Consider the following 13,244-nt stretch of genomic DNA (forward strand, 5'->3'; position numbering starts at 1 on the left):
AAATTATACCATTCAATAGATCGCGGATCTAGTGATTATATTTAAAGTGCATAGTGTTTTAAAACAAAGAGGATTTAAAACATGGCCAAAGAATTAAATTTTATTAACTTAAAAATAAAAAAACAGAGTACCAATTACAGTACTCTGCTGGTTTGGCAATTATATAAAGTGGTCATCGATGCACTACTTTTTTTGTCATCTAGCATCCAAATAATCTATAATCTGCACTTTATCATTTCCCCTATTAAGGTCAATTCTTAAATCTCCTTTCATGATTCCATCCCCATTAGCGACCTCCGTAAACAACATCCCATTAACTTCAATATCTTGTTCTTCTAAGTAATTCCCCTCTCCATCCCTTACAAATTTCATATAATCCATTAACTCTCGCAACCCTGTAATCGCGTATTCCACCCTGGATGTATGCTTCACTTCCCCAATGACTACCTTTTTGAGTTCGTCTGATTGTTTATCAACGATCTCAACAATAATATCAGGTCTACCACTCCAGAAGGTAGATGTATCAAAGCCTTGTCCAAAAACTTCACGTGCTATTTGTTCTGCATCAGCTGCGGAGGAAAGTTTCTTTTCGAGATATGGATGGTGAATTTGCATGACTTCTTCAGTTTTAATGTTGAATTGAATCCGACTGGAACCGGTTGAATCATGATAAATCTTATACACAAATTCCTCATCCATCCACTCTGCCACAAGATTATGTTTGTTGCGCCCATCCATTACCTGTAGCTGTGCATTTTTCGAATTTTCTTGGATGATTTTTATCACCCAATAGAGTTCAAATAACACATCTTCTTCTTGTGGCATGATAAAGGTTTCTTTTAGCAACTCCACTACATCTTCTTTATCAAGGTTCCCTTCCATGATGCTACGATAGCAGAATAAAATTTGTCCCGCTCTCTGGTATAAGGGATTTCGATGTTTCATTGTATCGATGATCATTCTGGTTGTTACTTTTTCTTGATGCATTTGGATTCGTGATAAATAGATATTTTTATGTAGCATATGGCTAATGATGTCTTTTAACGAAGCCCAATCTTCAAACCAGGTGTACTTTTTATAATATTCGGTATCCATTTTCACAAATAAAATCTCATATAGGACCTTAAGCACTTCAAGTAGTACTAGGTTCTCTTTTATTGCGTATTCACGACTTCGTTCCACAACCGAATAGATTGTCTTATCCGTTGCATTGATGCGAAGGCGTTCCTTGATTGTATTTGGCCAAGTGATTTGTCCGCGAACTTGTCCATGGTTCGTTTCCTGCTGCATTTTTGTGGATGTTTTTAGACGCCGAATTAACAATGGCAACTCTCTTACAAATTGTTTAACCTCTTCTTTTAATAAAAAATGAAGGTTCAATAGATGATCTAATTGCTCAATTTGTAAATCCGTCTTTTGGATAAATGAGTTCAAGCCGACCTTACCCGATTTTAAATAGATAACAAGGAAATCACTTATTTCCTCTATTAGCTGTTCCGCATTTCGTTTCATAAGTGACACCTACAAATAGAAAAAGTCTTCTGCAAAACTCAATAGTTGCTGTGTATTAATTTCTTGAATTGGTGAAAGCTTTTCGATAAAACCTCGGATGTCACTATCCATCAGCCCCTCGAATTGAGGTAAAACATAGAGGATAATAGCCGAAGTGAAATCCCCATCTTCCACTGTGTATTTTGCAATATCTTCAATAATGGCCGGACCAATTTTTCGATAGTGATTGATTTGTTTCCAAATAAAAGTAAGCGTCTCTGAAAAATCGTATTCAACGATACTCCACTTATCTAAGTACTCATTCACTAGATTTACCGTAATATCCTTTGGTACTCCAATCGGAATAAATGCAAATCGTCGCATAAAGGCATAACTCATTTCATAAAGTGACGCTTTATCCATCGTATTGATTGTTCCAATTAATCGCCAGTCATTAGGAATAATGTATTCATAATCATTTGGGACAACTGTTTCGTCGTCACCTTGCGGGCGAAGCAACACAGGGTTTCCACTTTGAGACTGAAAGTTAAGAGTCACTGGGTCGCCAGTTAGTGCGGAGAATAAGGCACCAAACGCTTTATCGATATCCGCCCGATTCATTTCATCAATGATTAACCATTTATTAATGGGCGCATTTGTCTTCTCGTCTTTAAAACAATCCAAGAAGATGCCAGGATGAAAGGACAATGTGCCGTCGCTGTTTGGTCGATATCCCCCAATTGTTTCATAGGTTGACCATTCTGATGTAGCAGTCACCAGTTTAGGAGACACATCGAGTGAATGACAAATTTCTTTTGCCAATTTTGATTTCCCCGTACCTGGTGGTCCTGTAAAAATAATATGTTTGCCATTTTTCAATGCTGTTTTTACTTGTCGTAGAATCAACTGTTTTTCTTCAAAATGAAGATTATGAACCTCGATATCTTGATCAAATTCTACTGTTGGTATTTCTACATATTCTTGATTTTGAATTTGTATTTTAGGTGCTTGATGCACGCCGTTTTTGAATACTTTACTACGTACATTCTTATCGAATATTGCTTGCTCCAAAGATGGAACATTGTATTTTCGAAAAGGTGATCGAAGATAGGTAGCAAATCGGTCTCTTATTATAGTTACTGTTCGATCAAGAATCGATTGCAAATGTTCACTCTCAATAAAATCTTCAAATGGAAGATAAGTTAAGGCAATCTGTGTTTCATGTTCTTTTTGGGTAAATAATTGTCGCTTGTATGATGTATCACTTACTTCATCTTCTATAAGAGTTACAACTGTCATTAGTTTGTTTTCATTATCACGATAAAAACCTACTAAAAGCCAATTGCAAAAATCAATATGAAACTTCTGTTTTGAAGTTAATGTAACAGCAATCCGCTCGTCTCCTGCCTCGTATATGTCTAACTTGTTTAACAGTTTCTGAGCCACATCAAATGCTTGCTCAGCCTGTGAGACGGAATCAAAAATTTGGCTTAACGATGAATGCAGGTTATCTTGTTCTGGAAGGTCTGTTTCTTCTACAGCATCTAAAGTAATACGATTTCCTTCTATAAATTCATCTGCAACTTCAAGGAATTTCTGTTTCATTTTTTCATACGTAAATTCATCTTCAATATCTGAAATAGATTCAATGTCTCTCATTCCTCTTTTCGGATGTGACGATCCAAAGTGGAGCCCATAATCAACCCCGTTTTCATCTATTTCTAAGAAGAATTGTGCGGCTACTTTGTGATTTTCCATTTTTTCAGGAAAGACCGCCATCCAACAGCCTGTCCCACCTAAATTCCGACTTCCGTTAAAATCAAAAATTACTTTATCCTTCGTAAAATCAATTCCCTTAAACTCATCGATATTCCGGATGGCTCGATGGATGGTAATCAATTGATACGTCACAATATCCTTAATGGATTGGTAATAGATTTGAAATAAGATGCTGAAGTTATTCCACGTATGAAGGATGTTCTTCTCATATTCATCTTTTACTTGAGATTTATATTTTTCAAGGTCTTCTATATCAAGTCGTTTTTCTTCAATATACTGTTCAAGTAGCAGAAACCGAATTTTATTGACCTTTTCAAAATTGCGGTAAAACTCTCTCCGCTCTTTTAATTTGTCTTCTGGAAGCAACTTAATGGCCTCTAAAAAATCCACATCATGATCCGAGAATGCCTTCATTTTCTTTGCTACTGAATGAATATAGGAAACGGCACTTTCCACCATTAATTCATCATATTGAGTCAGACAAAAGAAGAAATCTTGGATATCTAACATATGTACATAGTGTCCCTTGCTTGCTAATACTTCTTGTGCGGATAAACAAAGCTGATAATAATAGGCATAGTTTTCGCTGATCGAACCTAACTTTTTGTCAATCCCAAAAATACGTTTGATTTCTTTAAAAACTTCTTCTTTATATAACGGATATTTTTGAGAATCATACGCTGCTAAAAGATATCCAAACAGTGGGGCACCTAATTTAAGCTGTGACTTATACTCTTTTCCTTTTTCATAAAACGTCTTTATTCGTTCAGACAATGGAGCAACCTCATCTGTAAACAGCTGAACGAAAAGCTCAGCTACTTCAGTCGGTCGGGCAGTCGCATAATCCACTAAATCAGCTGTATTGCTCCAATGAACAAAACTCCCAGATTGTGGGTTACTGGACTGTAGCTTTTTTGTGATTTCAACAATGGTTTCTTCATTTATAGACGTTTCTGCAAAAACCGTATTTAATTCAGATAAGATTTCATACTTATAGGTTTCATCATATTTATCTGTTCGTTTGAATCGTAGGAAGCGATTGAAGGCAATAGTTATGTATTCTGAGTTATCGATTACTTGTTTTACTTTGGTAAATTGCATCTTTGTTTCCTCTCTTCTCATCTTTGTTACATTTTGGTATTGTTTCCAAAAGCTTTATTTTCATAGGTAAAGATCTTCATTGAATTGATTCGTACTTTTACAACATTCGACAAAAAGGGAAATATATCCTTTTAAATATGTTACTTTTACTTGTTGTATTTTTTAACACCGGCACCTAAAGCGAAACAAATCGTATCTTACCTTCAGGTGTTTCCCGTTTTAGATTTAGGTAACTGTCACTTCTCCCTTACAAGATTTCATACAATAGCCCCATTCAAAACAAGCCCTTTTACCTACTTAACTTTTGGTAAAATAAAGAAATGAAAGGGGCTATTGGTGGATGGAATTACAAACAAAGGATAATCGAAACTTTACGAATCAACTTCCTAAGTGGGCCATTGGGTGCCATTTTGGGTTGATTTCCATTTTCTTTTTACTTGGAATTGTATTATTTGTTTTTGGTGTAAATGAGCTTTCTGAGATGGGATTGGGTTTCTCCCTTCTGCTATTTGCGATAGGTGCTGTCTCTCTTGGTTTTTCATGGTTCAGTTATAAAAATGTACGAAAATACCTAGACATTATATTTAACATACAGCTAGGCGAAAACGGCTATGACTCCTATACGAGGGACAAAAAGAAAAATGAAGAGGAACACATTTTTCTTCCGTACGAAAAGATAAAATATGTGTTAATCGGCATGGATTATCGATTAAAGGCAAAGTCCAAGATTCATAGTGGAGAGAATTATCAGATGAGGACGAAGTTTGTTCCTGTGAGGTCAGCAAAAGTCATCATTTACGGAGTCGATGCCAATAATCAAGTAAAGGTTACTAGCTTTCCTCATGCGGATCAGCAATCCCTTTTTGATTGGATTGACGTTTTCCAAAAGAATGGGGTTGAAATTCTTCATACGGATAAAGCGTTAACCGCTACACCGAGACATCCTGATGTACTTGAGTCCATTCCAAAGAAGCGGTTTGATGGAACTCTTTCTTTCGTTATGGGTTCGGAAGCGGACGGTTTGGATAACATCTTTTTAACAGAGAAACAACAAGAAGTTCTAGAGGAAAAGAATAAAAAGAACCGGAAGAACGGTTTTTTATTTACCGCCCTTCTCTCCTTTTTACAGCTCTTTATGGTTTGTTTCTGGTTTCCGCATTGGGACATCGTAGAAGATTCCTTCGGTGACAATTCAGGTGAATTCTTCGCACTTTTTTTCACCGTTCTTTTGCAGTTTTTTATCTATTTAAAAATGGGTCGGGTTAAATGGTTTGAACCGATACGAGATATGTTCATCCTTTGTATTGGTATATTACTTGGGGTTCTAGTTTCGCCAGATGAGCGAACAACATTTCCTCAGGCTGTTCAGAGTTATGCCATTATGACGATCGGAGCGTTTTTGTTTTTGTATTATGGCATGAAAGTTTATTCTTGGTTTCAAAGATTATGGAAAACGAACAAAAGAGAAGATACACATTTTTAGACGATTAGAGGAAGGATCTACCCTTCCTCTTTGCTCTTTTTCAGGATAAGGCCGTTAGATACAGGATTTGTATTCAGTCATAATGTTGTGGATGATTGTTTTGACAGGAAGGATTCCGTTGATTTCATGCACTCTTGCTCCCGCAAATACTAGACCATTCTCACAATCCCCATTCATTGATGTAATCATTGAATCCATTGTACAAAAGCGATAAGAGCAATCTTTCAGACAATCAATACACTTCTTGATTTTTACTTTTTTATTATCTGATATTAATTCTGTAAAATGATTCTTTATTGCACGTCCTTCCAATCCAACGGTTGTTTTGACCATAACTGTGTCTTCTTTCTTCGCTTGTACATATTTTTCCTTAAACGTTAATGGCGCATCACATTCGTTACTAGCAACAAATCTTGTTCCCATTTGTACTCCGGAAGCCCCTACTTGAATGGCACGAGCGAGATCTTCTCCAGTCATAATCCCTCCAGCAGCAATTACGGGAATCTTAACGGCTTCTACTACCTCTGGCAAAATATCGAACAATGGTCTTTCGGTACCTAGGTGCCCACCGGCTTCATTGCCTTCTACAACAACGGCAGACGCTCCCAAACGTTCAGATATTTTTGCAAGCCGTGCTGAGGACACAATTGAGATAACCGGTATTCCAGCTTCTCTGCCCCAACTATACATATCTCTTGATATACCAGCACCTGAAATAATGAAATCAACTTTTTCCTCTATAGCTACTTTCATTTTTTCAGCAAAATCATTCATCGCAAAAAGTACATTCACTCCTATATATCCGCCATCCTGAATCGATTCTTTCGCCTTTCTTATGTGATATCGCAATTCAGCAAAACTAATTCCAGTGCCCGAAATAATTCCAATACCGCCAGCATTTGCAACAGCAGAAGCAAGTCCGCTTAAAGAAATACCTACTCCCATACCACCTTGCATAATTGGAACCTTTAGTGCCATATGACCTATTTTTAATTGTGGAAAGTTCAAAAGAATACCCCATTTCATTTATTTTTGTTATCGTTCAAGCTTATTGTAACGACTGGATATCAAATGAATAGTTACAAATATAATACCTAGTCCTAAAAGGAGACCATAATTTTGATGTTGTCACAAAAGATTCAAGAATCGATTCAATTATAGGGTCGGAGGGACAGGTCCTTGTTTGGATATGGTCATCCTTTCCCTTGGGAATTCACACCATGATGACCGAATCCCTTCCACAAAAAAATCACAGGCTTCTCACCTGTGATTTTTCTTTTATCATTAATACTTCAACCCATTGCGCAAGTTTATAAAAATTGCCCAATGGCTTGATCCCCAACACAATTACGTACACGCCAATTTAATGAAACCCTAAAAATTAAAGTTAAGCCTTTTCGATTTCAACCTAATTAACGATGGTCATTCCGAAACAAAGGAATAAGTAATCCAATCGCTTGATTCAGTGCGAAACGTTATAGTGCAATCCTTATCTAAATCAGCAACTTCATAATAAAATGGAGAAATTTCCTTCAACCCTTCTCCAGCAAAATACACATCCAAGTCTTCGCCAATATCCTCACGTATAAGAGCAATGGTGTCTCCAATTTTTGCAGGAATGACTGAATTATTTTCAACATTTGAGGTATATGTGCTTTCATAATCCATATTATCCCGGAAGGAATAGCGTATAGTATGAGTTACTTCTCCATCAATTTTAGGATTTTTAAGTAACGTGCGATGATCAAAATCATTTGTTTTCCAGGTAAACCGCTCTTTTAATGTAACCCCATCAAATTCAATTGTTTTTTTGTCATCAAGGACAGAAATTCCAGAATAAACGTGTTCTGCAGCTAATCGTTTAAAGTAAAAATCTTTACTATCCTTATCATATAAAAGGACAGCAACCCAATCCGGAGACCCAGAACCTCCCGCGTTTAGCCTAAAAACAGGTTGTTCTAATTTGTTATCAAAGACAGAGAGCCTTCCTATTGGCTCAATGTAATGATATTCACCTACTTCTTCTTCATTTAAAATAATCTCCCATTCTTTAAATGAAGGATTATACTGACTTACAACTATTTTGGACTGTAAAGAGGTGTTTTCATCATTCAGTGAATAAGCGACAAGAACTTCAGGCTGATTTTTTCCTGTTAAAGACACAACTTCGATTTCGGCATTCTGGGCATCACTTGGGATATAAGACTCAATACCACTTTCCTTTATAATGGCATTTGGGTCAATTTTTATAGCTTGTTGTTCTTGTTTTGTTGCAGGTGCTTTAGGACTCTCTTCTTTTTCAGATAAATTGTCGTTGGAACAACCACTCAAAATCATAAATACAAAACCAGACAGAAGAAAGAGCCAATTAAAACGATACATCTACATTCGCTCACTTTCTAGCGTATTCACACAAAACTTCAGACAGTCTTTTTTCAATTAGGTAAAACTCATAATAATACCTCCTTCCAAAGAGTAGGGAAGGAGGATCTAAATTATTTTTTTCGTTACTTGGGTAATATCCCACAAGGACTTGGAATTATTCTTATTTGGTAATTATCCTCACTGGAACAACACTATTTATAAATAGACAAATTTCAATGTCTTCCTTGTTCGGATTCACTTCAGGTCTCATTAAATCCATCTAAAAATTTTTCTAAAACCCTACCCTTTCCCCTATCAACTCAAGCGCTTTTTCTAGCCGTTCTTGATAGTTCCCGCTAATGCTCACAAACGGTATGCCACACTCATTCAACAATTCCTTCAAGCGCTGATTGTTTTCTTCGCGAACCTGTTGTTCCCCGTGCACCCGTAATCCATCGTCCACCCATTTGACGTCAGGCTCTAAAAATAGGCATAAATCATATTGTTGGAGCCTAGCGATTTCAGCTAGTACGCGTTGCGTTTTACCATTATAAAGTTCTGAATAAAACTGTGTGACAGCAGCCTCGGTATCAATAAAGACAATCTTATTGGCTTGTTTACTAGCTTCGTATTCTTTCAGTTTATGACCGTATGCAATGAGAGGGTAATCCTCATCAAGCATAATACCATCACAACCGCCTATCTCTTCACAGATTTCCCTGCCATATTCGCTTACATAGGTCGTGTTATAAATGAGTGCTAGGTTTCTCGTAAGTGTTGATTTTCCACAGCTTTCCGTACCCAAAATGACGACCTTTTTAACGAAATACGGTTTCGCTATCTCGGGAATGTAGTCCCAGTAGTGAAACACACCCTTCTTTCGAATCTCGGTTGCCGATATCGGAACCTGTTCCCTTTTTTCATCAATCAAACAATGCGTTGCCTCCGGATAGAGTTCTTGAAAAATCGAATCATATCCCATTTCAGAGCTAAACACCACATCAATGTTCTTCCCGATTGCCTCTTTTATTTTTATGGCTCCTTCCTTCCAATTGTAATCCTCATCCCCATCATGATCCTCCACGTCTATGACCTTGACGTTCTTCATATCCTTCGTCAGTTGGGAAAGCCAGCGGAGCCGGATGTGACTTGGAATATACGGAAACTTGCTCTCTTCACAAGGCTCTTGGTCCCTCTTTGCGCTGTGAGACAACACGACGTATAATTCCTCAACCATAGTGGAAGCTTTGATGATGGCGTACACATGTCCTTGATGCAAAGGTAAAAACTTTCCACCGAAAAATCCAACCTTTTTCATGAGATCTCCTCCCGCTTCTGCTTTTTATATACTTTTGACCAGTTGTAATATCCGTAAATACTATTAATCAGAAAGGCAGACCACATGACAAGCATGGATACATCGTTTCCTCCCTGTAAAATCAAAGCCTTCAGCCAAAGTGCAATGGAAAGGACATTCACCGCAATCCAAAATAACCACTGTTCAGTGAATCGTTTGAGCATTAAAATCTGAGCAATCACCGATAATGTCGTCGTAGCGGAATCAATCCAGACGACTTTGCCGCCTATTTTTTCTAGTAGAATAGCATATAGAACAAAGATGACAAGGAATGAAGATAATGTATAGGTCCATCCTTTCTTGGTTAAAACACTGACTTGAATTTCTTCTCCTTGTACGGTTTGTTTTGTTTTATGTTTATTCCATAAATAAAGTCCAACAAACTGCAGTGGAAAATAAAACAAGGCATTTAACATAACCTCACCATAAAGGGCATAGCCGTAAGCTATATAGGCATAGGTGCCCGTTTGGATAATCCCAAAATAATAGTTACTAATCTTCCCTTTCGCAACCAACACCACACAAAGCATTCCTGAAATTGAAGTAATAAATCCAAGCATTGTATCATCCCAGACAAAAAACAAATACACATTCACAAGCGTAAACGTCACAAGCCATACCTTTTCAAACAAGGTCCAATCTTTTAAAAGCTTCATTTAGCTCCACTCCTTTATGGTTATTAATTAACAAATTGTTAATTGTAATGCAGAAAAAAATTTTAATATTTGGCATTATAGATCGAAACATATGGATCAAAATCATTAAATCGATAGAGCTGTGCTTTATTTTTCGACCAACGGTTTGTTTTCTGAGGTTCTCCATCCTTCACGACTTTTTCTATAAAAGGAAGCGTTGGAGCCTTTCTAAAAAATTGAGAATCTAGTTTTAACCAAGGCTCATCCATGACTGTTAGCAATACCCCTTGCAGCTCAGACAAAACAAATTCTTTAGGTAAAAAGTTTTTTGCTAGCGTTGTTAAAGACATATCCTTTTTGATGAACCATAACGCATCATCAATAATTAACTTGTGATCAAACGCAAGGTTAAGCTTAAACACTTCATCCATCGAGAATAACGCTACTTCATCTGCGTCAGTTGCTGCTCTCCTTTTCACTAGTTCATTTTCTGGAACGATTGCATAATGAGCATTCGAAATAATCCATCCCCGCTTATCACGACCCAATTTGTCGTAAACGCCAAAGTTCTTGACCTTTACCCCTTCTACTCCCGTTTCTTCTCTTAATTCGCGAACAGCTGCCTCATATGCCGTTTCCTCTGGTTTAATAAACCCACCAGGCAACGCCCATTTTCCTCCTTCAATATTAGGTTCACCATCTATTGTTTTCTCAGCTCGTTTAATCAACATAATGTTTAACGTTTTTTCTGGCGGCTTATAAGGACCCACTTCCGTTGAAATAATTGTAAAAACAGCAATATCACTTGTATATCCATCAGGAGTCCGGTACTTACTCACATCATAACTTAACAAATCCTCACTCATCTCTTGATCACCTCTCATTCACACGTCTTATAATTAACATTTTGTTAATTGTTATTAGTATTATATCAAACAATTTAAAAGTATGTAACATAAAATAATCGACATAAAACGATATTTCTTAAAAAACACCTGTTAGTTCGTTCTTATAAACATTTACCACTTATACCTTATAAAACTGATAAGAACCCTACTATAGTCCTAAGGTAGTATAAATGGATTTTTTACCAATATCTAGTGACCAGAACCAGATAATGGTAAAATAAGGTTAACAAAAATAAAAGCCATCTTTAATGAATACAATCTAATGGAGGTGTTTACATGCAAAGTGTTTTTGAACCAGCTGGATTTTGGATTCGTTTCGGTGCATCGCTTATTGATGGTATTGTCATTTTTTTGATTGTTTTACTATTTTCACTCATTTTTAATTTTCCTGTAGATAATGATTCTTGGCAATCTGGCCTTCTAGAATTCTTATATGCTCTTAGCCTACCACTCTTTTGGTACGGGTATACAGTTGGAAAAAGACTATGTGGGATTCGAATTGCGAGGGTTGATGGTGAAAAATTACATATTGGGAATATGCTACTTCGGATTGTAGTAGCAGGCCTATTTTACGCCTTGACAATAGGAATCGGATTCTTAGTGAGTGTAGTAATGGTGGCCGTCCGAGAAGACAAAAGAGCTATCCATGACTTTGTTGCCGGCACATGTGTAACCTATAATCCACCCGAAAGAAGTTAAGGGGGAGACCAAAGGGACTGTCCCCATTTAACAGCATCATCTATACTATTACGGATCAATAAAAGTGAAGTCTATAAAAAAAACAATTAGGTTATATTGAGGTTTTCTATGCTATTGGTGTTCCATTTTTAATAGGTTCATCTGGCCTTAAAAGAACCACATCTCCCTCTTCTGGAACACCTCCAATTACTAAAACCTCAGACTTAAAACCTGCAATACGCCTTGGAGGAAAGTTTACTACGGCCACCACTTGACTTCCAATAAGTTGTTCAGGCGTATATCTTCGTGTTATTTGTGCAGAAGACTGTTTAATGCCAATCTCCCCAAAATCAATTTCTAATTTTATTGCAGGTATTCGTGCTTCTGGAAAAAGCTCTGCTTTTACAATAGTCCCAATCCGTATATCTAGTTTCAAAAAGTCCTCTATTGTCGCCATATGACACCTCCATTTTTTTACATATTATTATTATAACTTGTTTCCTTTTCGACTTAAAATCCAAAAATCCTTTTTATTCAACCAAGGTATGGCGTATAACTGTCTCATCCTTTTTTCAAAACAAAAAATCACAGGTCTCGTTCACCTGTGATTTTCTCTAAACAATTCGCTTATAGATCAGAAATCATTCCACCATCTACGACAAATTGAGCTCCTGTTGAATAGCTAGAATCATCCGAAGCAAGGTATACAACCAAATTAGAAACCTCCTCTACTTCTGCTCTTCTTCTTAGAGGAATGTCTTGTTCAAGTTGCTTTAGATATTCTTCTACATCTGGTTGATCAGCCATCGGCGTTTTGATAATTCCTGGATGCACAGAATTCACACGAATGTTATGCTGTCCAAGTTCAGCAGCTGCACCTTTTGTCATACCGGTAACAGCATGTTTAGAAGCACTATAAGCAATCGCCGTTGGTGCACTTACAAAACCATCTACAGATGAGATATTAACAATGGAACCTACACCAGCTTTTTTCATGGAAGGCACTACCTTTTGCATTCCTAAGAATACTCCAAGCTCATCTACTTTAAATGTTAATTCAAAGTCTTTTACAGTTAGTTCTTCTAATGTTTTAAAGATCCCAATCCCTGCGTTGTTTACTAACACATTGATAGGACCAAATGATTCTTCTGTTTTTGCTACGACTTCGATCCAATTCTCTTCACTAGCAACATCTAATTTAAGAGCGATTGCGTTTTCTCCTAATTCATCTGCTAGTTTTTGGGCACCCTCCAAGTTAAGGTCAGTAATTGCTACTTTTGCTCCTTCTTCCACAAATTTACGAGCATGCATAGCCCCCATACCCTGTGCTGCACCTGTAATGATTGCTACTTTACCGTCTAATTTACCCATTATGTATTCCTCCATTTTACAAAAAAGTGGTAACCACTCTAATTGTAAAAAATTAATATATTTTCCAATCCACAACT

At 36.9% G+C, this 13,244-nt stretch carries 11 protein-coding genes; 2 read left to right on the forward strand and 9 right to left on the reverse strand.

Features of this window, described 5'->3' with window-relative positions:
* Nucleotides 1-195: 195 nt before the first annotated feature.
* Together E1I69_RS19175 and E1I69_RS19180 are read right to left on the reverse strand one after the other, a co-directional pair.
* On the reverse strand, nt 196-1,512 hold the full coding sequence (locus E1I69_RS19175; RefSeq protein WP_136381171.1) for a hypothetical protein: 1,317 nt from the start codon (nt 1,510-1,512) through the stop codon (nt 196-198).
* A gap of 9 nt (nt 1,513-1,521) precedes the next feature.
* The gene (locus tag E1I69_RS19180; RefSeq protein WP_161974943.1) at nt 1,522-4,371 is read right to left on the reverse strand and encodes an AAA family ATPase; all 2,850 of its coding nucleotides are present in this window, start codon (nt 4,369-4,371) and stop codon (nt 1,522-1,524) included.
* 340 nt (nt 4,372-4,711) lie between these two features.
* Here E1I69_RS19180 and E1I69_RS19185 point away from each other — a divergent pair, with 340 nt between their 5' ends.
* The gene (locus tag E1I69_RS19185) at nt 4,712-5,854 is read left to right on the forward strand and encodes a hypothetical protein (protein ID WP_136381173.1); all 1,143 of its coding nucleotides are present in this window, start codon (nt 4,712-4,714) and stop codon (nt 5,852-5,854) included.
* A 54-nt stretch (nt 5,855-5,908) separates the two neighbouring features.
* On the opposite strand, the gene E1I69_RS19190 is transcribed toward E1I69_RS19185, so the two are convergent.
* The 5 genes from E1I69_RS19190 to E1I69_RS19210 form a co-directional block, all read right to left on the reverse strand.
* Nucleotides 5,909-6,880, reverse strand: coding sequence for an NAD(P)H-dependent flavin oxidoreductase (locus tag E1I69_RS19190; protein WP_207308577.1), 972 nt, complete (start codon nt 6,878-6,880; stop codon nt 5,909-5,911).
* Nucleotides 6,881-7,276: 396 nt separating this feature from the next.
* The gene (locus E1I69_RS19195; protein ID WP_136381175.1) at nt 7,277-8,236 is read right to left on the reverse strand and encodes a hypothetical protein; all 960 of its coding nucleotides are present in this window, start codon (nt 8,234-8,236) and stop codon (nt 7,277-7,279) included.
* A 274-nt stretch (nt 8,237-8,510) separates the two neighbouring features.
* Entirely contained in the window at nt 8,511-9,536 is a 1,026-nt protein-coding gene (gene nadR, locus E1I69_RS19200; RefSeq protein ID WP_136381176.1) for a multifunctional transcriptional regulator/nicotinamide-nucleotide adenylyltransferase/ribosylnicotinamide kinase NadR, read from the reverse strand.
* Entirely contained in the window at nt 9,533-10,231 is a 699-nt protein-coding gene (pnuC, locus tag E1I69_RS19205) for a nicotinamide riboside transporter PnuC (RefSeq protein ID WP_136381177.1), read from the reverse strand. The genes nadR and pnuC overlap by 4 nt, the downstream gene beginning before the upstream one ends.
* 62 nt (nt 10,232-10,293) lie before the next feature.
* Nucleotides 10,294-11,076, reverse strand: coding sequence for an NUDIX domain-containing protein (locus tag E1I69_RS19210; RefSeq protein WP_136381178.1), 783 nt, complete (start codon nt 11,074-11,076; stop codon nt 10,294-10,296).
* Nucleotides 11,077-11,394: 318 nt separating this feature from the next.
* On the opposite strand from E1I69_RS19210, the gene E1I69_RS19215 reads away from it, so the two are divergent.
* The gene (locus E1I69_RS19215; protein WP_136381179.1) at nt 11,395-11,817 is read left to right on the forward strand and encodes an RDD family protein; all 423 of its coding nucleotides are present in this window, start codon (nt 11,395-11,397) and stop codon (nt 11,815-11,817) included.
* A 106-nt stretch (nt 11,818-11,923) separates the two neighbouring features.
* On the opposite strand, the gene csaA is transcribed toward E1I69_RS19215, so the two are convergent.
* Together csaA and E1I69_RS19225 are read right to left on the reverse strand one after the other, a co-directional pair.
* Nucleotides 11,924-12,253, reverse strand: a complete 330-nt coding sequence (gene csaA / locus E1I69_RS19220; RefSeq protein WP_136381180.1) for a chaperone CsaA — start codon at nt 12,251-12,253, stop codon at nt 11,924-11,926.
* A gap of 170 nt (nt 12,254-12,423) precedes the next feature.
* Nucleotides 12,424-13,167, reverse strand: coding sequence for an SDR family NAD(P)-dependent oxidoreductase (locus E1I69_RS19225; protein WP_136381181.1), 744 nt, complete (start codon nt 13,165-13,167; stop codon nt 12,424-12,426).
* Nucleotides 13,168-13,244: the final 77 nt, after the last annotated feature.

It is taken from the genome of Bacillus timonensis, from assembly GCF_004799755.1.
GTDB lineage: Bacteria > Bacillota > Bacilli > Bacillales > Bacillaceae_L > Ferdinandcohnia > Ferdinandcohnia timonensis_A.

Excerpts from the sequence above, each read along its gene's own strand:
- E1I69_RS19175 (WP_136381171.1), bottom strand. The coding sequence starts at position 1,512 with ATGAAACGAAATGCGGAACAGCTAATAGAGGAAATAAGTGATTTCCTT.
- E1I69_RS19180 (WP_161974943.1), bottom strand. The coding sequence starts at position 4,371 with ATGCAATTTACCAAAGTAAAACAAGTAATCGATAACTCAGAATACATA.
- E1I69_RS19185 (WP_136381173.1), top strand. The coding sequence starts at position 4,712 with ATGGAATTACAAACAAAGGATAATCGAAACTTTACGAATCAACTTCCT.
- E1I69_RS19190 (WP_207308577.1), bottom strand. The coding sequence starts at position 6,880 with ATGAAATGGGGTATTCTTTTGAACTTTCCACAATTAAAAATAGGTCAT.
- E1I69_RS19195 (WP_136381175.1), bottom strand. The coding sequence starts at position 8,236 with ATGTATCGTTTTAATTGGCTCTTTCTTCTGTCTGGTTTTGTATTTATG.
- nadR (WP_136381176.1), bottom strand. The coding sequence starts at position 9,536 with ATGAAAAAGGTTGGATTTTTCGGTGGAAAGTTTTTACCTTTGCATCAA.
- pnuC (WP_136381177.1), bottom strand. The coding sequence starts at position 10,231 with ATGAAGCTTTTAAAAGATTGGACCTTGTTTGAAAAGGTATGGCTTGTG.
- E1I69_RS19210 (WP_136381178.1), bottom strand. The coding sequence starts at position 11,076 with ATGAGTGAGGATTTGTTAAGTTATGATGTGAGTAAGTACCGGACTCCT.
- E1I69_RS19215 (WP_136381179.1), top strand. The coding sequence starts at position 11,395 with ATGCAAAGTGTTTTTGAACCAGCTGGATTTTGGATTCGTTTCGGTGCA.
- csaA (WP_136381180.1), bottom strand. The coding sequence starts at position 12,253 with ATGGCGACAATAGAGGACTTTTTGAAACTAGATATACGGATTGGGACT.
- E1I69_RS19225 (WP_136381181.1), bottom strand. The coding sequence starts at position 13,167 with ATGGGTAAATTAGACGGTAAAGTAGCAATCATTACAGGTGCAGCACAG.